Annotated in this window: 18 protein-coding genes and 1 tRNA gene; 2 read left to right on the top strand and 17 right to left on the bottom strand. The window is 55.7% G+C overall.

What is annotated here, in order from left to right; genetic code table 11:
- Positions 1 to 267 precede the first annotated feature (267 nt).
- The 6 genes from uraH to DHN10_RS09675 form a co-directional block, all read right to left on the bottom strand.
- Entirely contained in the window at positions 268 to 621 is a 354-nt protein-coding gene (gene uraH / locus DHN10_RS09700; RefSeq protein ID WP_108815090.1) for a hydroxyisourate hydrolase, read from the bottom strand.
- Between the two features lie 59 nt (positions 622 to 680).
- Positions 681 to 1,583 (bottom strand): Bug family tripartite tricarboxylate transporter substrate binding protein, encoded by a 903-nt coding sequence (locus tag DHN10_RS09695; RefSeq protein WP_159086966.1) that lies wholly within the window; start codon positions 1,581 to 1,583, stop codon positions 681 to 683.
- Positions 1,584 to 1,660: 77 nt separating this feature from the next.
- Positions 1,661 to 3,181 carry a tripartite tricarboxylate transporter permease gene (locus tag DHN10_RS09690; protein WP_108815088.1) on the bottom strand — a complete coding sequence of 507 codons (1,521 nt, stop codon included), beginning with the start codon at positions 3,179 to 3,181 and terminating at the stop codon, positions 1,661 to 1,663.
- Positions 3,181 to 3,678, bottom strand: a complete 498-nt coding sequence (locus tag DHN10_RS09685) for a tripartite tricarboxylate transporter TctB family protein (RefSeq protein ID WP_108815087.1) — start codon at positions 3,676 to 3,678, stop codon at positions 3,181 to 3,183. Before DHN10_RS09685 ends, DHN10_RS09690 begins: the two co-directional genes overlap by 1 nt.
- A complete protein-coding gene (gene uraD, locus DHN10_RS09680; protein WP_159086965.1) occupies positions 3,678 to 4,199 on the bottom strand; it encodes a 2-oxo-4-hydroxy-4-carboxy-5-ureidoimidazoline decarboxylase in 522 nt (173 codons plus the stop codon). Before uraD ends, DHN10_RS09685 begins: the two co-directional genes overlap by 1 nt.
- 200 nt (positions 4,200 to 4,399) lie before the next feature.
- Positions 4,400 to 5,467, bottom strand: coding sequence for a LysR family transcriptional regulator (locus tag DHN10_RS09675; protein WP_108815085.1), 1,068 nt, complete (start codon positions 5,465 to 5,467; stop codon positions 4,400 to 4,402).
- 66 nt (positions 5,468 to 5,533) lie between these two features.
- Between DHN10_RS09675 and DHN10_RS09670 the strand changes: the two genes are divergently transcribed.
- Positions 5,534 to 5,935 carry a hydroxyisourate hydrolase gene (locus DHN10_RS09670; protein ID WP_234417090.1) on the top strand — a complete coding sequence of 134 codons (402 nt, stop codon included), beginning with the start codon at positions 5,534 to 5,536 and terminating at the stop codon, positions 5,933 to 5,935.
- Between the two features lie 325 nt (positions 5,936 to 6,260).
- Here DHN10_RS09670 and DHN10_RS09665 read toward each other — a convergent pair whose 3' ends face one another.
- The 3 genes from DHN10_RS09665 to DHN10_RS09655 form a co-directional block, all read right to left on the bottom strand.
- Complete coding sequence (locus DHN10_RS09665; protein WP_159086964.1) at positions 6,261 to 7,109, bottom strand: hypothetical protein; 849 nt, start codon at positions 7,107 to 7,109, stop codon at positions 6,261 to 6,263.
- Positions 7,093 to 8,292, bottom strand: coding sequence for a tyrosine-type recombinase/integrase (locus DHN10_RS09660; protein ID WP_108815175.1), 1,200 nt, complete (start codon positions 8,290 to 8,292; stop codon positions 7,093 to 7,095). Before DHN10_RS09660 ends, DHN10_RS09665 begins: the two co-directional genes overlap by 17 nt.
- Before the next feature lie 149 nt (positions 8,293 to 8,441).
- Positions 8,442 to 8,531, bottom strand: a tRNA-Ser gene (locus DHN10_RS09655).
- 114 nt (positions 8,532 to 8,645) lie between these two features.
- On the opposite strand from DHN10_RS09655, the gene DHN10_RS09650 reads away from it, so the two are divergent.
- A complete protein-coding gene (locus DHN10_RS09650; RefSeq protein ID WP_108815083.1) occupies positions 8,646 to 9,791 on the top strand; it encodes an AI-2E family transporter in 1,146 nt (381 codons plus the stop codon).
- Here DHN10_RS09650 and DHN10_RS09645 read toward each other — a convergent pair.
- The 8 genes from DHN10_RS09645 to DHN10_RS09610 form a co-directional block, all read right to left on the bottom strand.
- Positions 9,788 to 10,438, bottom strand: coding sequence for a M35 family metallo-endopeptidase (locus DHN10_RS09645; RefSeq protein WP_108815174.1), 651 nt, complete (start codon positions 10,436 to 10,438; stop codon positions 9,788 to 9,790). The two genes, DHN10_RS09650 and DHN10_RS09645, sit on opposite strands and share 4 nt — an antisense overlap.
- 4 nt (positions 10,439 to 10,442) lie before the next feature.
- The gene (locus tag DHN10_RS09640; protein WP_108815082.1) at positions 10,443 to 11,159 is read right to left on the bottom strand and encodes an alanyl-tRNA editing protein; all 717 of its coding nucleotides are present in this window, start codon (positions 11,157 to 11,159) and stop codon (positions 10,443 to 10,445) included.
- Positions 11,156 to 13,468, bottom strand: a complete 2,313-nt coding sequence (locus tag DHN10_RS09635) for a DUF3772 domain-containing protein (protein ID WP_108815081.1) — start codon at positions 13,466 to 13,468, stop codon at positions 11,156 to 11,158. The genes DHN10_RS09640 and DHN10_RS09635 overlap by 4 nt, the downstream gene beginning before the upstream one ends.
- Positions 13,465 to 14,493 carry a cysteine synthase A gene (locus tag DHN10_RS09630; RefSeq protein ID WP_108815080.1) on the bottom strand — a complete coding sequence of 343 codons (1,029 nt, stop codon included), beginning with the start codon at positions 14,491 to 14,493 and terminating at the stop codon, positions 13,465 to 13,467. Before DHN10_RS09630 ends, DHN10_RS09635 begins: the two co-directional genes overlap by 4 nt.
- Positions 14,494 to 14,563: 70 nt before the next feature.
- Positions 14,564 to 15,676 carry an NUDIX domain-containing protein gene (locus DHN10_RS09625; RefSeq protein WP_108815079.1) on the bottom strand — a complete coding sequence of 371 codons (1,113 nt, stop codon included), beginning with the start codon at positions 15,674 to 15,676 and terminating at the stop codon, positions 14,564 to 14,566.
- A 4-nt stretch (positions 15,677 to 15,680) separates the two neighbouring features.
- Complete coding sequence (locus tag DHN10_RS09620) at positions 15,681 to 16,121, bottom strand: TrgA family protein (RefSeq protein WP_108815078.1); 441 nt, start codon at positions 16,119 to 16,121, stop codon at positions 15,681 to 15,683.
- Between the two features lie 36 nt (positions 16,122 to 16,157).
- A complete protein-coding gene (locus DHN10_RS09615; protein ID WP_108815077.1) occupies positions 16,158 to 17,366 on the bottom strand; it encodes an SAM-dependent methyltransferase in 1,209 nt (402 codons plus the stop codon).
- 124 nt (positions 17,367 to 17,490) lie between these two features.
- Positions 17,491 to 18,906: a cryptochrome/photolyase family protein gene (locus tag DHN10_RS09610; protein WP_108815076.1), complete on the bottom strand. Its 1,416-nt coding sequence runs from the start codon at positions 18,904 to 18,906 to the stop codon at positions 17,491 to 17,493.
- Positions 18,907 to 18,929: the final 23 nt, after the last annotated feature.

The raw sequence follows: 18,929 nt of genomic DNA, 5'->3' as shown, positions 1-18,929 counted from the left end.
CAAAAATGCTGCTGCACCTGCGAACGAATGCTGCGTGAGCAATAGCCGCGAGAGCAAAAGGCGGCTTTGTCCGCTCAGCCGCCATTGAAGGAGTTCGTGTGTCCTGAAAGCCCGAGTGAAACCGTCAGATGTCGGTTAAGAGCCCAAAGTGCCAATTGCTGCATGTCGCACGAATGCTCACGAACCGCAGCAGAGCAGACATTGGCAATGGAAGGGGCGATCATTGATGCCAGCTCAAATTGTTGGCAATTTTGCTGCGCTCGACCATTAGCTACCCAGATATGTAGAGTATGAATATGGCGATAGCAGCAGCGGCACATGAAAGTGTATGTGTCGCGTCAACTTGAAAGTTATTGGGATAATGTCGAACAGCGCTTCGCTTTCTGCATAAGCATCTATGCTAGCAAGATATGCGCCTGCAGAGAACGAGAGCTGATAGCTCCCGAACACGAACTCGTCTTCGGGTATGACCAATTCGTCGGTTCGGCCATCCGCGTTTGAAGTCAACGTCCGAATGAGATCATCTCCAGTCTCAGAAAGCCTGAACAGTTCAATCTTGACCCCTTGCGCGGGGCAACCCCGGGCGGTGTCCAGAACGTGGGTAGAGAGATAGCCTGCCATTTCCTATCCTTCGAATGTTCGGGCTGTCCCATCCGTAGACGGGACAGCCACCAGGGAGGTTACTCAGCGATGCCTGCTGCGATGATAAGCGGCTTCCAAACCTCGATCAGTTCACCGACCAAAGTGGAGTAGTCCTCGGTCGACATGGCTGTGTGGGTGATACCCAGCTCGGTCAGGCGGTCCCGGACTTCGGGGATCGCGAAAACTGCCAGTACTGTTTCATTAATTTTTGCGGCCATTGCTGGATCGATCCCGGCCGGACCCGACAGGCCAACCCAATTCTCGATGACGACATCATAGCCCTGTTCCTTGAACGTCGGAACGTCAGGAAGCTGTGGGTTGCGTTCGGGGGACGCAATCGCGAGAGCCACGGCTTCGTTATCTTCGATCATGTCGCTATTTTGAACAACCATGTCATAAAAACTGTCTAGGACTCCTGCTCTGAAGTCCTGAATGGCTGGGGAGCTGCCTTGGTAGGGAACGTGGATCGACTCGACCCCAACGGCGGCATCTACTGCTTCGCCTAGGATGTGTGAAATCGAGCCAACCCCGCTTGAGCCATAGGTCATGGGCGCAGTTTCCACAAATGCAACGTATTCTTCCAAGGTCGTAATCCCTGAGGAAGGATGAACAAAGAGGCCGGGCGCCGAAGCACCGATATAGGCGAGGTGCGTAAACCCGTCGATTGGCTCATAGGGGATCGACTTGAACCGTGTCGGCGCAATTGTGAAGGGCGCGTTGTTGGCCAGAAGCACCGTTGTGCCATCGGGATCCTGCTGGGACACAAAATCAGCCGCGACCGTGCCTGCAGCGCCGGGGCGATTGTCAACCACGGCTTTCTGCCCGAATTCGGTATCAAGATATTGCGCCACCAGACGTGCGACCAGATCACTTGTGCCACCGGGAGGGAAGGTGACGACAATGCGGACTGGCTCATCGCTCCATGGGCCGGGTTCTGCCATTGCAAATGAAGCCGAGAGCGCTGTTAAAGCTGCCAGACTTGTTCCCAATATTGTTCTGCGATCAAGTTTCATACGGTTTACCTTCCTGTTGAGTTTTGTTGAGCCGCACGTGTCTGGCGGCGTTTGCGTTGGGTAGAATACAGACCGAAGATTAGAATTCCGACGGTGATCGCGATCAGTGTCGCGCTGATTGGTCGCTCCAGAAACACCATCGGATCGCCGCGAGAGAGCAGCATGGTCCGACGCAATTGTTCCTCCATTATGGGGCCAAGAACGAAGCCCAAAAGAAGCGGAGCAGGTTCAAATCGAAACAGCCGCATAATGTAGCCCGCAGCGCCGATCACGAGGGTCAGCCAGATGTCGAATACATTGTTGTTCAGGCTGTAAACGCCCATACAAATCAAGACGATAATTGTAGGGTACATGTATTTGTAAGGGATCTTGAGCAGCCGCACCCACATTCCAATCAGCGGCACATTCAGAACAAGAAGCATGATGTTGCCGACCAGAAAACTGGCGACCAGCCCCCAGAACATATCCGGCTGTTCCGTTAACAAGCGTGGACCAGGGGTGATTCCGTAAATCATCAGGGCCCCGATGACGATGGCCATGGGCGGGCTGCCGGGAACGCCCAGGGTCAGCGTCGGGATAAAGGCGGTCTGGGTCGCCGCGTTGTTGGCCGCTTCGGGCACGGCGACACCAGGAACGACACCCGTGCCAAAGCGCTTACGCCAAGGCGAAACGCGCTTTTCGACCGCATAGGCAATGGCGGCGGCGATTGTTTGACCTGTACCGGGAAGGGCTCCAAAGAACGACCCGATCGCACTGCCGCGCAGGATCGGCGCCGGCAGTGATTTCCATTCCTCTTTTGAAGGATAGAGATCGTCGAAATCGACCTCGACGTCGGACTTGCCTTTTAGGTTCGTGCGGATCGACGCGATCAGTTCGGTCACGCCAAACAAACCCATGGCGACGATCACAATATGCACTCCGTCGCGCAGTTCCGGTATGCCCATCGTGAACCGCAGATCCCCGGTTGTGAGGTCAATGCCTATCGTGCCAAGCATCAGACCCGTGACCACCATGGCAATCCCTTTGAGCGCGCCACCATTACTGACCGCCGAAGCCGCAACCAGCCCGAGCAAGATCACCGCGAAATAGTCCGCGGGCCCGAACGACAGCGCAAGTTTGGCAAGTGAGGGCGACAAGAATGCAATGACAATCATGCCAAAAACACCGCCTCCAAAAGAGGCCGTCGCAGTTGAAAACAGAGCAACCCCGGCACGGCCTTTCTTGGCCAGTGCATGCCCTTCGATTGCGGTGATCGATGCTGCAGGCGTCCCGGGCACATTCATCAGGATCGCCGCCGTCGATCCGCCGTATTCAGCACCATAAAACACCGCAGCGATCATGATAATCGCCGGGGTCGGGTCGAGGTAGAATGTCAGGGGCAGGATCATCGCGATTGCGGCCATAGACCCAATGCCCGGCAACACGCCAATGAAGGTTCCCAAGAACACCCCGATGAAACAATACATCAGGTTTTGCGGTTCCAGTACGACCAAAAGGCCCTGACCAAAGCTTGCGAGAATATCCATTACCAGAACCTCACGAAGGGTTTGACGGGAAGGTTCAGCAACTCAATAAAGAGAATCCAGCAGGCCACTGATACAACGACGCCGAGAATTGCTTTTCCCAGCAACGAAAGGCTGGTGTCAGGCAGGCTTGCTATAATGACCGTCAGGAACGCCGCAGGCACCAGTCCGACTTGGTCAGCGGTCAGGGCGAATACCGCAAGGGCCGCGCTTATGGCCAGAAAAGCGATCCAATCAGGTGTGTCGGCAATGCCATCGCCGCGTCGTTCATCAATGCAAATGGCGCACGCCAGAACGGCCAGTATACCGCCCGCAAAGAACGGGAACGCGCCGGTCCCCAGCCGTGTCGGAACACCAAGCCCAAGGCGCCACCCCCCAGCCATAAAGATAATGCTAAGAACGAGTAGTAACAGCCCGCCAATCGCAGACCCCCAACCCAAGGATGTTGCCTCTGCCGGTTCTGCGCCAAGCTCTGTACTGTGGTCAGGCAGTTTTGTCATTATGCCCCATTTCCCGATTTGCCGAAGCTGTTTTCGACGCGCGACCGCATGATCGCAATAATGTGGTCCAAGGCGGTTTTGATCTCTGTGGATTTATCGCCAGTCAGGCGATCTTCGAATTCGGCCAGGACACTGGCCATATCCTCGTGCCGAAAGACCGCGGTGATAAAAGGGAATCCGAATTTCTCGCGGTACGAGACATTCAATTCAGAAATGCGGTTGCGCTCGTCACCAACGCTATCGGTCAAATTCAGGCGTCCCTGCTCAGATTGGGACTCTGCCGTCATAGCCGAGGGATTATCCGGTGCCAATTCCGGATGGGCACAGAACAGCTGAATTGTCTCATCATCGCCCAGCCGCACCAACTCTTTTTGGATGACGGCAGCCAATTTCGTGGCAGTCCGGAAAGGGCGTTGGGCCGCCACTCTTTCGGCAATGTCAGGCGAGCGTTCGATCAGCGGGAGGATATAGGCCTGTGCGGTTTTATCGTCCGAAATGTCGATCTGGGCAATGCTTGTCATTTGGGACCCCATCCGTTTTGTCACTCTTTGATCAAAGGCTACGATTGGTCTGTCGTTGCTGTCTATAGATTAAAAATCAGCCTGCCGTTCTGAAAAATAGAACGCAGAGATGGCGTGTTAACCTATTGATCCTCGGTGTTTCGGCTCATGAGCGGCCCTCAATCCGAACCGATGTGCAATCGTGAACTGTAAAAATCAGATTAAGAAACTCTTTGGGTTGAGGAAAGCGATGCCGCCGTACGTTGAAAATTCTGAACCGCCATTGAAATGACTTTGACAGTCAAATCGGTTTCCATCGCATCCACATTCGAAATGACGCTGATCGTTTGCTGAAGGGCATTCTCATCTTCAACGGGAATGAACTCCAGCAGTCCGGCTCTGATTTCTGACGCCGCATCCAATTCGGAGGTAAGTGCGATGTAGTCGCCCGACGCGGCCAGAACCTTGATGAGATGCGGGGAATTCGCAACGATTGCGCGGGTCGCTTTCTCGAATATCCACCCATGGCGCGCTTCAAGGTGCTTCCTGATAGAAATATAGCTGCTTTGAAAAACCACAGGGTGGGAAATGAATTCTTCCAGAAAGATGGAGGCCCGTCCGGCCAATACGTGCTGGGGAGATACGATACATCCTAGCGGGAAGTCTTCTTTCCAGTGGCAAACCAGCTTTCTGTCCGGTGGGGCATTGGCCACGATGCTGAGGTCATAATCTCCTTGCAGGATACCTTTGACCGCATTGTCCGGGCTAAGAATGTCGATATCGACGTATACTTTCGGCAGCGCCTGGGACACATCCCTGAGTAAAGTAGGAACAAGTCCGTTCACCATCCCATCCATGGCGGCAATCCTGATGTGACCATGCTCGATGCCGCGGTTCGCTTGCACCGCCGACCAAAGCCGGGCGTTGCCCAGCCGCCAGTCCCGCGCAAGGTCCAAGATCAAACGCCCGGTTGGCGTCAGTATCATTCCCTTCGGGTCACGCTCAAACAAGGCCTCGCCAACGGACTCTTCGATCATCACGATCTGGCGTTGAATCGCTGAGGCCGAAATGCCCAATTCACGTGATGCCGCCTGGATCGAACCTTGCAGCGCAACCTGTTCGAAATACTGCAAAGAGCGTGGCACAAGATGGAGGGACATAGCGTTACCTTTTTGAAGGGCCCGTCTTGCCCCTGATGGGAATGGATCGATGACGTCAGTGCTTTGTTCTGAAATTTTGAACGCGCTTGTGATCTTTTTATCGTGGATCAGATTGGCGCCCCATGGCAAGCTTGTTTGGAGAGATGGTACCTTGGAGGGGCAGCGCTCAGGGGTAAGAGCGCGCGCAATAAACAGATGGAACAGGCGAACGACATGGGAACTTCAACCAAAGACCAGCATCGGGTTGGCGGCATTTCAATTCACGCAGTAGATATCGCGCGCGGTGTCCCAGCGGCTGGTTTGAACGTGAGATTGGTCTTTCTAGATGAAGCCCGCCGCGAGATCGCCAGAGGTCAATGTAACGATGACGGCCTATTGCAACACCCGATTATCCAAGGAATTGGCACTACCCGCGGCATGTATGAGGTCGAGTTTGACGTGGGCCCTTTCTATCGCATGTGCGGCGTTGAAGTGTCCGATCCTTCATTCCTAGAAATCGCTATCTTTCGCTTCGGGATCAATCATTTAGAAGAACATTTTCACTTGCCATTCAAATTCACACCATGGGGCTTTTCGTTGTTTCGCGGTGGTGCGTAGAACTTCGTGATTTGGATGCATCGATGAGATTCATTTAAGTTCTTCTCTGACGGGTGCGTATATCAGAACGCGCGCCCTAAATGTTTAACACTCTAATATTGGTTGTGTTTGGCGTGGGTAAAATTCTTGCCCGTGGTTAAGCACCAGGCTCACCGATGTCGCAAAGCGCCCAAAAGAGCCGTTGGGGGCGCCGCAGCGAAAGAGGGCTTGGTCCGCCTTGCCGACCTTGGAGGCCCTCATGCGGGTGAGACGGAACTGACCGCAATTTCAGCTTGATAAAACGGAAGGTTCGCCCACTTTTACCGATTTGGGAAACTTGGGCGATTTATCCAATTTTACCTTGCCGCCTCAACTCAACCAACCTCTTTCGGATTGCCTCCGCACCTATGATCTTGCCTGAACTTCGTATTTGCAGCTCTCGCGGTCTTCTCTCTGTTGCCATGGCAAAAATGGCTTGAGCGGCATTGCTATCGCGCTTCATCACCTCGGCTCCGTGTTCCTGCAAAGCCCTATGCCAATACATGACAAGAACAGTATCCTTGGCTGTAGCTTGCTCTTTCATCCGTAGTTTTTTTGCTAAGTTGGCACGATCTAAAGATCTTTGGTTCTCTCGACCTCGAATTGCCGCATCCTCTTGCTCAAGTTTCCACCACATCTGCGAAAGCAGAATGCCAATCGTCATCGCGTGATCAGGAAGTTTGTGATCTTTGAAGTAGAGATAACTGGCCTTAGCATAGTACCACTCTTGGCTATAGATCAGATCATTTAGTTCGAGTTCTTGGCAAAGGTCTTCAAGGTAGAATTCTAAATCAACTCGCGTTGAGTTTCCCCATTCCGCACGCCAACCATCTACGACAATTTCACTGAATGGGGGCAACCCAGTGGTAGAAAACTGAACGTTGGCATCAAACCATTCGCGACCTTGCAAAAAGCGCAGAGCAACCGATATTTCCGATGCAATATCATACAAAATTGCCTTGGATGCCGCTTGTAACGATACAACAGGAACTCCATCGCTACCGACTTGCGACTCATAAAAAATCTCGGAAAAATAGTTTGTTGTGAGGCCATGGTTGATCTTCCCAAAGACCATCCCAACACCACCATACTTCATTTTTTGAGAGAATCTGTCAAAGCGAATTATTTCAACAAAAGCTTCATTGCTGCCACTCAAGATAGCCCCCCAATGCTTGGGTCAAAACGAATACTGACCACTGCTCTATCAACACCCGCCGCTTATCCAGCAAGTCTGACCGCGCATAGGCACGCTCTACATCTGACCCTACTCTATGTGATAGGCTCATTTCTGCAATCTCTCGCGGTGCATTGGCAACCTCAGACGCCCAATCGCGGAAAGTTGATCGAAAACCGTGGACCGTGACCCCTTGGACATCCATCCGCCGCAACAGCATTAGCATCGACATATTGGATAGCGGCTTGTGGCGTTTCTGGCCCTCAAATACGTACTCAGACTTAAGAGCCTTGAGCGGCTCAATGATCGACAGCATTTCATCTGTCAAAGGAACGCGGTGTTCCGCGCCCGTTTTCATTCGTTCCAACGGACAGGTCCACAGCCGTGCATCAAAGTCTATTTCACCCCAGCGCATCCCCAAGACTTCGCTTGTCCTTGATCCAGTCAAACAGGTGAACCGCAAGGCATGGGCTGACATTGCATTGAGGGTTTTTAAATCGGCGTAGAAGGCTGGCACATCCTGCCAGCGCATAGCCTTGTGGTGTTTAACCTTGGCTTTCACCTTGGGTAGCGCACCTGCGTCCTTGATGGAGTTTACGGGGTTTTCGCCGGACCGAAAGCCCTTGGACTTGGCCACGTCCAGAACCGTCTTGATCCGCTGAGATAACCGCCGCGCGGTCTCGTGCTTTTCCGTCCAGATTGGCGATAGGCACATCATCACTTCAGGTTGGTCGATGCTGTCCAGCGGCATCCGTCCAATCTTGGGAAAGGCATAATCGCGCAGTGTGTTGATCCATTGCTGCCCATGCTTGGCGTTCTTCCACGTCGGCATCCGATCAATGTGAACCTGTTGCGCAAATTCTTCGAAAGTCGGGATTTGGCGCTGGGCATTGAAACGGGGGTTCAATCCCTGTTTTGCCATGCGGCGATATTCCAGCGCACGGTCGCGGGCTTGGTTGATGGTCACTACATCCGCGCCACCCAAACCAAAATCAGTCCGCAATGGCGCACCCTTTTTGTTTTTCTGGCCTTTAACCACAACCCGAACAATCCAGCGCCGCGCGCCGGATGGATCAACCACAAGATAAAGCCCGCCGCCATCGCCGTGACGCCCTGCCCCAAGGTTCTCAACCAGCTTCTTTGTAAGCTTGCCAGATATGGCCATCCAAAATACCACCTTCCATACCACTTCATGAACGAACATAGACATCATCGAAAGAAACTCAAGGTAAGCGGTGAACTGCACATCAAGCATATAAACAAAGCAAAAAAGCCGCCCAAGGCGATCTTGCGAAACTGCTTAAAATGGGATGGTGGCGGACAGACAGGGATTCGAACCCTGGAGACGGTCTCCCGCCTACACACTTTCCAGGCGTGCGCCTTCGACCACTCGGCCACCTGTCCGTGGCGGCGGTTTAGCCCCTTCTGGCCATTGATTGCAAGACCCCACAGCTATGTTTGTGCGTGCCGCATTCCCGGTCTTTACATCAGACATCGATATGGTGAGACTTCACGCCGATGTTGCACGATCCGCCCAAGACCGCCCCCGCCGAAAGGCCCAATGAAACAACGCGCCTGCAAACCGGTGCGCTGGTCATTATTGCCTTTGCTGTGGTGTTGTTCTTGCTGGTGCAGGCGCGGTTTGTTCTGATATCTCTGGCGACGGCCATCATTCTTTTCAGCCTGACCAGTGATGTGATCAACTTTATCGCGCGCCAGCGCATCGGCATGATCCGAATTCCCAACGCGATTGCCAGTATTGCCGCACTGTTCTTGATCTCTGCCGCCTTGCTGACGCTCACGTCGATTCTGCTGGCACAGGTGAACACCGTGCTGGTGACGACCCTGTCTTATACCGAACGCGCACCATCTGCTGTGGCATCGCTTTTTAGTTGGGCGGGTGATGACAGCCAATTGGCGATTTCCAACGCCCTGCGCTCTGTTGATGTATCAAGCTATCTGCGCTCTGCTGCGGGACAGGCAAGCGGGATCACACAGGCCACCGTGCTGGTCATCCTCTTTGTGGGCTTTCTCTTTGTTGAACGTCTCTGGTTTGAAACCAAGCTGCTCAGCTTTCTGGGGGATGAGGAACAGGCCGAGAGGGTGGGCAAGATCATCCGGTCGATCATTCACCGGGTCAACTATTACTTACTGGTCAAGACGCTGATCAGCGCCATTACGGGTGCGATGATATATGTGCTTGCCCGCGCCTTTGAGCTGGAGCTGGCCACATCCATCGGCATCATCACCTTCGTGCTGAATTTCATTCCCAATATCGGGTCTATCGTGGCGACCGCCTTGATCGCCTTGGTGGCCCACGTACAGATCGGTGACGCGACAATCACAGGCATCATTTTCGTCATCTCTGGCGTCATCCAATTCGTGAACGGCAGCATCATCGACCCCATGCTGATGGGGCGTGCGCTGCGCCTGTCCTCTTTTGGAATTATCCTGTTTCTGGCCTTCTGGGGCGCTGTCTGGGGAGTGCCGGGCATGTTCCTGTCGGTGCCGATCATGGTGATGATGCTGGTTGTGTGCAGCTATGTGCCCAAGCTGCGCCCCTTTGCGGTGCTGCTATCGCGCGAGGGGCTGCCGGAAACCGAAAGAATGCTGGATCAACCTCTGGAACGTGACTTATTCGGGCAAGAGGTCGAACCAGATTAACGATCTGCACGCGGCGCTGGTGGCGGTTTGTTTGTCAGTGGCTGACGGGCAAAATAGGTCACATCTTCAGTATAATACTGGTAGCTGTCGGCGTTATCGATGGCACGTGTCGCATCGTTGCTTGCCATTTCTCGACAGATGAGCCGTGAATAGCAGTGATCGTCGGTCCGGGCGACACGCAGGAAATGCGAAATCTCGTGGATCAGCGTCCCTTCGCGGGTACCGTTCTCGCTCCAGCGTGAACCCGGTTGCAGCCGTTCCAGCACAGGCAGGTTAAAGAACGAAGGGCACAGATGTATCAGATAGGGTTCATCCGCATAGACCCAAGCATATTCCCCGGCCGAGCATCCATCCTGTGAAATCTGATCGCATTGCGCGGTCACGCCCCCGCCCCTGATGGCTGTGACAATGGCCTTGAGGTTTGCGCGCACCTCATCTGCATTGGCTTGGGAATAGGTGCCGAACCAGCGATGATAGTCAGGCGTGTCCCCCACGACAGCGGCAGCCTTCAACGTGAGGTCTTTGGCAGAGCGCATCGCCTCGTCGATAATGCGCGCCTCACTGAAATTGCAGCCTTGATAGGACTGCGCAGCGGCGGGTTGGGCCACCCCCCATAACATCAAAAGCGAGATCACAAATGAACGCAAAGCCTTACTCCAAATGCAGATAAACACGCCGGTTCTGGCGGCCTTTCTTTTCAACTTTCCCAAGGCGAACGCGACCGATTTCTTCGGTATTGGCCACATGGGTGCCACCACAGGGTTGCAGATCGGCGGTTTCATTGCCAACCCCAATTCGGATCAGACGGATCTGGCCGCTGCCACGCGGTGGCTGCACCGACATTGTTTTCACAAGATCTGGCTGCGCGTCCAGTTCTGCATCTGTGATCCATTCATCAGTCACGGCCATGTTACAGGCAATCAGACGGTTAAGGTCATCCTCAAGTGCGGCCTTGTCTTCGGGCGCTTCGGGCATGTCAAAATCCAGCCGACCTTTCTCTGCGCCAATGGACCCGCCTGACACTGGCAGCGGGATCACGACCGACAGCAGATGCAATGCGGTATGCACACGCATATGCCTATAGCGGCGGTCCCAGTTGATCACTTGCACAACTTCATCACCTACTGCGGGTATGCCAGCCGGTTCAGCACAGAGCAGCAGGACATCATCGCCCTCGCCTTTCTGGGCGGTTGCAATCTCGACCTCTTTTTTGCCCCAACGCAGACGGCCACTGTCGCCGGGTTGCCCACCAGACGTGGGGTAAAAGATCGTTTGATCCAGCACGATCCCCCCTTCCGAGGTGATCGCAGTTACCGTTGCTGCCGCCTCTCGCAGATAGGCATCGTCGCGAAACAAAAGTTTGGTCATTCAGGTCGCTCCTTGAGCACTTCGGGATTGCGCAACCAGATATCGCGCTGGGCAAATGGGATCTCGATCCCGGCTTCGGCAAATTGCCGGGCAATCTCGACATTCATTTCCGATTGGGCCACCAGAACATAATTCACATCGCGCAGGATTGCCCGAATTTCGAAATCGAGGGAATCCGCGCCAAACCCACGAAACAGCACCGAGGGCGGTGGCGTCATGATCACCAGCGGATGGGCCTCGGCAATGCCGCGCAGGATCTCTGTCACCTTGTCAACGTCGCTGCCGTAAGCAACGCCAACAGGTACAATGACCCGGCCCACCAAATTGCCACGGGTCCAGTTTGTCACCTGCCCGCTGACCAGATCGGCATTGGGGATGATCACATCGGTGCGGTCGAACGTCTCAATCCGAGTTGAGCGTACAGAGATTGACCGGACATAACCCATTTGCCCGCCGACCTCGATCCAGTCGCCTTCGCTAACGGGGCGTTCAATCAACAAAATAATGCCAGAGACAAAGTTTGAGACGATGTTTTGCAGACCAAACCCGATACCAACCGACAAGGCACCGGCCACAATCGCCAGACTGGACAGATCGATGCCCGCGCTGGTGATCGCCACGATCGCCGCCAGAATAACCCCGACATAGCCAAAGCCCGCGACAATGGCGTTCTGCCCACCCAGATCAAGCCGTGTGCGCGGCAGAACCGACTTTCGCAAGGTGCTTTGGATGAACCGCGTCAGCAGATAGCCCAAGGCAAAGACCAACGCGAAGGTCAGGAAATCAGTGGGCGAAATCTGCGTGTCGCCAATGGTAAACCCTTCGCGGAATTGCGTCCAAACCTCGCGCAGGTCGTCCACGCGCGCGCCCCAGATCAGCGCAAAGACGGGCAAGCTTAGCAGATAGATCACAAAACTGGCAAAGACCGGCAGCAGCGCGCGCAACCCTTGTGCTTTCTCTGCGTCCTCGGCGGTGTTCAGATCATGCACGATGCGTTGCAGCAGCAAAATGACCCCGACAAGCGTCAGCGACAGAATGAATGCCAGCATCAACTCCTGACCAGCAACCGTATACCCCAGACCGGCCAGCAGCGGGCCCGCGACAGCCACAAGCGTACACAACCGCCCCACAAGGTTTCGCATCTGCCCCGCCGATACGGTTTTGCCTTCAATCTCCTCTGGACTGGTCTGGACGGCACGGCCCAGACGCCACAATAGAACTCCAAGCACCACCAGTACCGGCCATCTGATCGCGGCCAATGTGGCATCGGTCACATCCATCGTGGTCAAAACGACCTCAAGCAGTGCTACGACGGCCATAACCCAGGCCAGTGCAAGCGCATAGCGGCGACCCGATGCCCGGACCGTTTTATCATAGCCCAGAAATCCGTTGGACGCTCCGCTTGGGAACAGATGCCGGGCCAGCCACCAACCAAGAATGACAAACAGACCTGCAACAGGAATTGCCTCAACAACAAGATCCCCCCGCAGCCCGAAGATATCAAACTCCTGCAAGCTCGCCGTGAGCAGCACCAGCCCCAGCAAAGGAACAATGATCTGCACCAAAGACAGCAAGAACAGACGCAACGTCAGCCACCGCCCGCCACGCTCGGCCAGATTTGCGCGCAGGCGGGTGATGTAGCGGCGACCGCCACCGATCAACGCGATGCCGACAACAAGCAAGGCCAGCGCGCGCGGCAGCACGGCAAGCAACGCGCCCGACCCAAAGCGCACGCCGATCTCAGTTGTGGTTTCGGCACCGATGAACCCGAGTATCTGCCAGATAGCCGCAACTGCCGCCGCCAGATGCGTGGGGTTCAGCGGCGATGGCCCTCGTTGGCCCAGTTGTGCCGTCTGCTCGCGCAAAACAAGGCCATCGAACTCGGAAATAATACCATTTGCCCGCGCATAGGATTCTTGCGCCAGCAGACGCGGCGCGGTCAGATTGGTAAGTTGTGCCTGAAGCGCAGCACGCCTTGCCGCCACGGCTTCCGGCTCTATTCCGCTTTCCGGCACTGGGCCAAGGGCCGCAATTTGCGTATTGACCGTGCCAATGCGCCCGCCATTGACGGCACTGTCCGCCAGAAACTGATCACGCCATTTGACAAGCTCTGCGCGCAAGCGCTGGATAGTAAATAATGACGGGTCTTCTGATCCGGCCAATGCCTCAGCGCGGGTGGCCAGTCTTTCCCAGTCGTTTTGTTCTGCAATAACGTCAACCGGACCGCTGGCGTCTTGCGCCATTGCAGCAAGGGGCAGTGATATCGCGACGATTGCGACCAATAGGAAGGCAGAGAGGCGCCGGATCATGCGTCCTCGAACACAGTGGGCACATCGACGTCAGCTTCGAGCCATGCAGGCACCGGCAGGCCCTTGCCCCGCAAGAAATCGGGGTTGAAGATCTTGGACTGATACCGCGTGCCATAGTCACACAGGATCGTCACAATTGTATGCCCCGGCCCCATCTCACGGGCCAACCTTATCGCACCGGCTATGTTGATCCCAGTCGAACCGCCCATGCACAGCCCTTCGTGCTGCAACAAATCAAAGATGAGCGGCAGCGCCTCGGCATCGGGGATTTTATAAGCGAAATCAGGGGTAAAGCCTTCAAGGTTCGCGGTAATCCGCCCCTGCCCGATCCCTTCGGTGATCGAGTCGCCCGCCGGGGGCACCTTGTCGGTATAGAGTTTGTAAAGACCAGATCCATCAGGATCCGAAACGCCAACCTTCACGCCCTTGGGCTGCAAAACCTGCGCGACACCGGCCAGCGTGCCTCCCGACCCACAGGCACAGGTAAAGCCATCAACCTTGCCACCTGTTTGTTCCCAAATCTCGGGGCCTGTTGTTTCGACATGGGCTTGCCGGTTGGCGGTATTATCGAACTGATTGGCCCAGATCGCGCCATTTGGCTCTGTCTCGCTGAGTGCGGCCGCCAAACGGGCCGAATATTTGACGTAGTTATTGGGATTGGAATAGGGCACCGCCGGAACTTGGACCAGATGAGCCCCGGCTACGCGGATCATCTCTTTTTTCTCTTCGCTTTGGGTTTCGGGGATCACGATCACCGTTTTGAACCCCATGGAGGCACCCACCAGCGCCAACCCGATACCGGTGTTGCCTGCCGTGCCTTCGACAATTGTCCCACCGGGTTTTAGATCACCGCGTGCAATCGCATCCTTGATCATGAAAAGGGCCGCACGATCCTTGACCGACTGGCCGGGATTGAGGAATTCAGCTTTGCCTAGGATGGTACACCCCGTTGCCTCTGAGGCGGCGCGCAGCTTGATCAGCGGCGTGTTTCCAACGGCATCTGCAAGGTTCTCTTTGATGGTCATGGCCCGGCCCCTTTATTCGGTCCTCTCTGTGTAGGACTGCACCCTGCCAACATCAAGTCATCTGCGTTGATCACACTGCCGCAAGACGTGCCCGATGGCGCAAAATCCAGTAGAGCAGAAACAGCGCCGGGCCAGTTGCGATTTCGCCACTGTCAGCCAACGCCAAACCTTCATCCAAGGACATCGGGTGCAGGCGTAAATCCTCGGCCTCATCGGGCAGACCGCCCAGATAGGTTTCGCTCTGCGGCAGATCGCACAGGCCGACGTAGGTGTAAAAGTAATCGGTCGTGGCCCCCGGCGAGACATAGAACTGCCCTGCCCGCTCCAGCGAGGTAAACGTCAGCCCAGCTTCTTCGTGGCCTTCGCGCATTGCGGCCTGTTCCGGCGTTTCGCGGGCATCAACGATCCCGGCCACAGGTTCAAGCATCCACGGATTAGGATCATGGCGCAGCGCAGGCCCCATGCGGGCCTGTTCGACCAGCAGGATGCGGTCGCGTTTGGGGTCATATGGCAGCACAATCGCAGCATCGATGCCAAAGAACCCTTCGCGGTGCAGCACATCACTGCGCGCGCCCGAGAACATGCGGTGTTGCACATCCATGCTTTGAAAACTGAAGAATCGGCCCGCTGGCGGATGCGCATGCAGAACAGCGAAATCACCCTTTGATGGGGTAAATCGGCGCGCCGCCGGCGCCGCTTTTGGCCGGTGTTTTGACCACGCGCGCGCCTCGATCATCGGCCACATGCCCCGCAAGGTGGCAGCGTCAGGGAGCGGATCAAGCGAAAACACCTCTTGGGCGCCCAAGATGGCGGGGGCCAGATGGTCGGCCTCCCACACGGCCAACGACCAGGCGCCGTCACCCACAGGCAACCCCGCAGGTGGCATATAGCATTGCACAATGCGCGCGCCTTGGGCGGTGCTGACGGTGGTCTCCTCCAAGACATACCCAAACGCGCCTTCATAAACGTCTAGACGGGCAACCTGTGCTGGCGTCAGACCCTGCCAGATCAGGCCGAATGCGGCGGCACCGGGTGAGGCACGGATGAAGGGGACCACGTTTCCGGCCAATGGATAAACGGCGACATCAGGCAGGCGCGCCTCAACTGGGGTCATCGGACCTTCACCAGCCACCGCGGCCATCAAGGCATGCGACCGCAACGTGCCGTAAACAAAAATATCCATGGGTTCAGGGGAAACGCCGGCCAAAGAACTCTGTGGCAAAGGCACAAACAATTGCACCGATGACCAGAGTGGCAATCAGACCCCAATCGTAGAAATACAGTGCGAATTCCAGCATCTGGCTAAAGACATCCATCACAGCGTCAATCGGACCATCGTAGAACAAGCGCATCGCGTTCGAGATCATCTGATTGAACCCCAAGGCAAACAGCAGACAAAAGGCGATCGACCCGGCGGCCGTAATCCCTGTGGCGATGGCCTCATTATAGCCGCGTCCAGCGCGGGAGCCGCAAACACGCCAGCCGATAATCAGGCTGATGCCTGCACTTGCAGGGATCCAGAAATCAGGCGCATTGGATTCTGGAAAGAATGGAATGGTTATCCCTGCCAAATACCACCCGAAGAGGCCGAAAATCACGGCTCCGGCAAGACGTCCGGCTGTAGGCATGTCACTGCGTCCTCGTATTGGCGCGCACGACCTGATCTATGCAGAGCGCGTCACGGTAATCTGCGTTACATCACAGTTTCGGCTATCAAATGTCGCGGCACAAGAGGTCAGATAAAAATCCCACATCCGTTTGAACCTGTCATCAAAGCCCAAAGCGGCAACCTGATCCCATTTTTCGTTGAAGGTCTCGTGCCAGCGGCGCAGCGTCAGGCTATAACTGTTACCAAATTCGATTGAGCATTTCACATTTAATCCAGCCTTTTCAACCTCTTGGCGCAAAACTATCGGGCTAGGAAGCATGCCGCCGGGGAAGATGTATTTCTGGATAAAGTCCACGCCACGGCGGTAACTTTCCCAACGTTCATCCTTCACGGTGATGATCTGGAGTGTTGCGTGTTTACCCGGTTTGAGCCGCTCTCGCACCGTTTCAAAGTATGTGGGCCAGTATTGTTCACCGACCGCTTCAAACATCTCGATGCTGGCGATGCCGTCATAGGTGCCCTTTTCGTCGCGGTAGTCTTGCATCTTGATCTCGACCATATCCGACAGGCCTGCCTTGGCCATCCGCGCGACCGCATAGTCGTGTTGTTCTTTGCTGATCGTCAGCCCGGTCACTTTGATCCCGCGTTCCTTGGCGGCATATTCCGCAAAACCGCCCCAACCGCAGCCGATTTCAAGCACGTGATCTCCGGCCTTCGCGCCCATCTGATCGACCATGCTGGCGTATTTGGCTGTTTGTGCCGCTTCGGTGCTTTCTTGACCCGTCTCAAAGATCGCCGACGAATAGGTCATCGTATCGTCCAGCCACAGACCATAAAATTCATTACCCAGATCATAGTGATAGCTGATGTTCTTGCGGGCCTGCGATCTGGAGTTGCGCTGCATCCAAAAGCGGACACGCTCGTAAAACCGGATCAGCTTTTGGGCGGGGAACCCGTCGTAGATATGATCGGCATCATCATGCATGAAATCCATCACGGCCATCAGATCAGGCGTTGTCCACCAGCCGTCCAGATAGGCTTCTGAGAAGCCCATATCGCCTTCGCGCACAGTGCGCGCAAAAACATCATCGTTGTGAATATGCACTTCGGCCACATGCCCCGGCTCTGGCCCCTCGGCGCGAAACTGGCGTCCGTCTGGTAGGACAATATCAACGCGCCCCTTGCTGAGGTCCTTGATCTGGTCAAAAACCCGCGCGAAGTAACGCGGCAGTCCGGTTTGGCCCTTGGTACTGGTTAAGATCATGCGTCTTCCTGTCGTCTTTTCTTGCGCGGGCGTCCCGGCCCACGGTATTTCGGTTGAAGGTAACTCTTGATACGGCGAAGTCACTGAAAACGATCAAACTTTGTTAAGGGTGACGTAACGGCATCTAAAATCCGCGCGTTTGATAGGCGTCAAGCGCGCGCTGCCGTCCAACGTCTGCAGGCACCACAGCGTCTGGATACCTGTCCATTGGCGACATGCCCCAACTGCCGGGGATCATATCATAATATGACAAGGCTGTCGCGCTGGGCGCGTTGGTGCCTTGAGCAATCCAGCGTTTGACATAAACCCTGTCCTTGTCGAACTTGTCCAACTGCGTGACCGGATTGAACACCCGAAAGTAGGGCGTGGCATCCGGGCCGGAGCCAGCCGACCACTGCCAACCCATCGCATTGCTGCACGGGTCCCAGTCGGTCAGACAATCGGCAAACCACGCCTTTCCGATCTTCCAATGGCTGAGCAGATGTTTGGTCAAATACGAGGCCACAATCATCCGCCCCCGGTTATGCATGGTGCCTGTCACATACATCTCGCGCATGGCCGCATCGACGAAACGGATACCGGTGCGCCCTTGTTTCCATGCGGTCACGTCGGGGGTCTCTTCCGTGTTCCAGGGAAAAGCGTCCCACTCCGGCTTCCAGTTGTCGCTGACAATGCGCGGCGTATGAAACGCCAGATGATAGGCAAACTCGCGCCAGACCAGTTCTTTGAGGAACACTTCTGCATCGGCCTTGCCGTCGTTCAGCGCCTTCCAGCCTGCATGCCAGCAGATGCGCGGGCTGATCTCGCCGTAGGTCAGGTTCTCGGACAGGCCAGAGGTGCCTGTGACACCGGGAATGTCGCGGTTTTTGACGTAAGCACTGACATTATCGGCGATAAACGCCCCTAGCCTGCCCAGGGCCGCCGTTTCACCGACCGTGCAGTGGTTGGTCAGGATCGCGGCACCACGCCGCATGGCGGCACCCATCTGCCAATCCTCAAGATTGTCAGACGCCGGCCAATCGTCAGGTGTCGGAACCCGGCCCGGCGCAGGCAGCGCGCTGGGCACATCATTGCCCCGTACAGATTTCCACATCGGGGTGTAGACCTTGTAATAACCACCCGTCTTCGTCTCGACGGTCCAAGGTTCAAACAAGACATGCCCGGCAAAGCTCTTGGCTTCTACACCATCCGCTTTCAGCGCTGTCTTCACGAGGGTATCACGCGCACGGCTGGCCGGATCATACTGGCGCGACCAATAGACGGCCCCTGCCCCCGTCTGGGCGATCAACTGGCGCAGCACCTCATCCGCATTCCCACGCCGCAGGATCAGCTTGCTGCCTTCATCGCCCAACGCCTTGGCAAGATCCGCAACTGACAACCCCAGCCGCATTTTGGGGGCGGCTCCCATTTCTTCCGTCAGCTCATCAAGGATAAACACCGGAATGACAGGATGGCCCGCAGCACAAGCCGCCGTCAGGGCCGCATGATCGTCCAGACGCAGATCGCGCCGGAACCACATCAGAATGGGGGATTTGCTCATCAGACCTCCGCGCAGGTCGTCTT

Origin of the sequence: Loktanella sp. Alg231-35 (genome assembly GCF_900143545.1) — a bacterium.
Classification (GTDB): domain Bacteria; phylum Pseudomonadota; class Alphaproteobacteria; order Rhodobacterales; family Rhodobacteraceae; genus Yoonia.
This window is presented reverse-complemented; position numbering and strand designations above follow the sequence as displayed.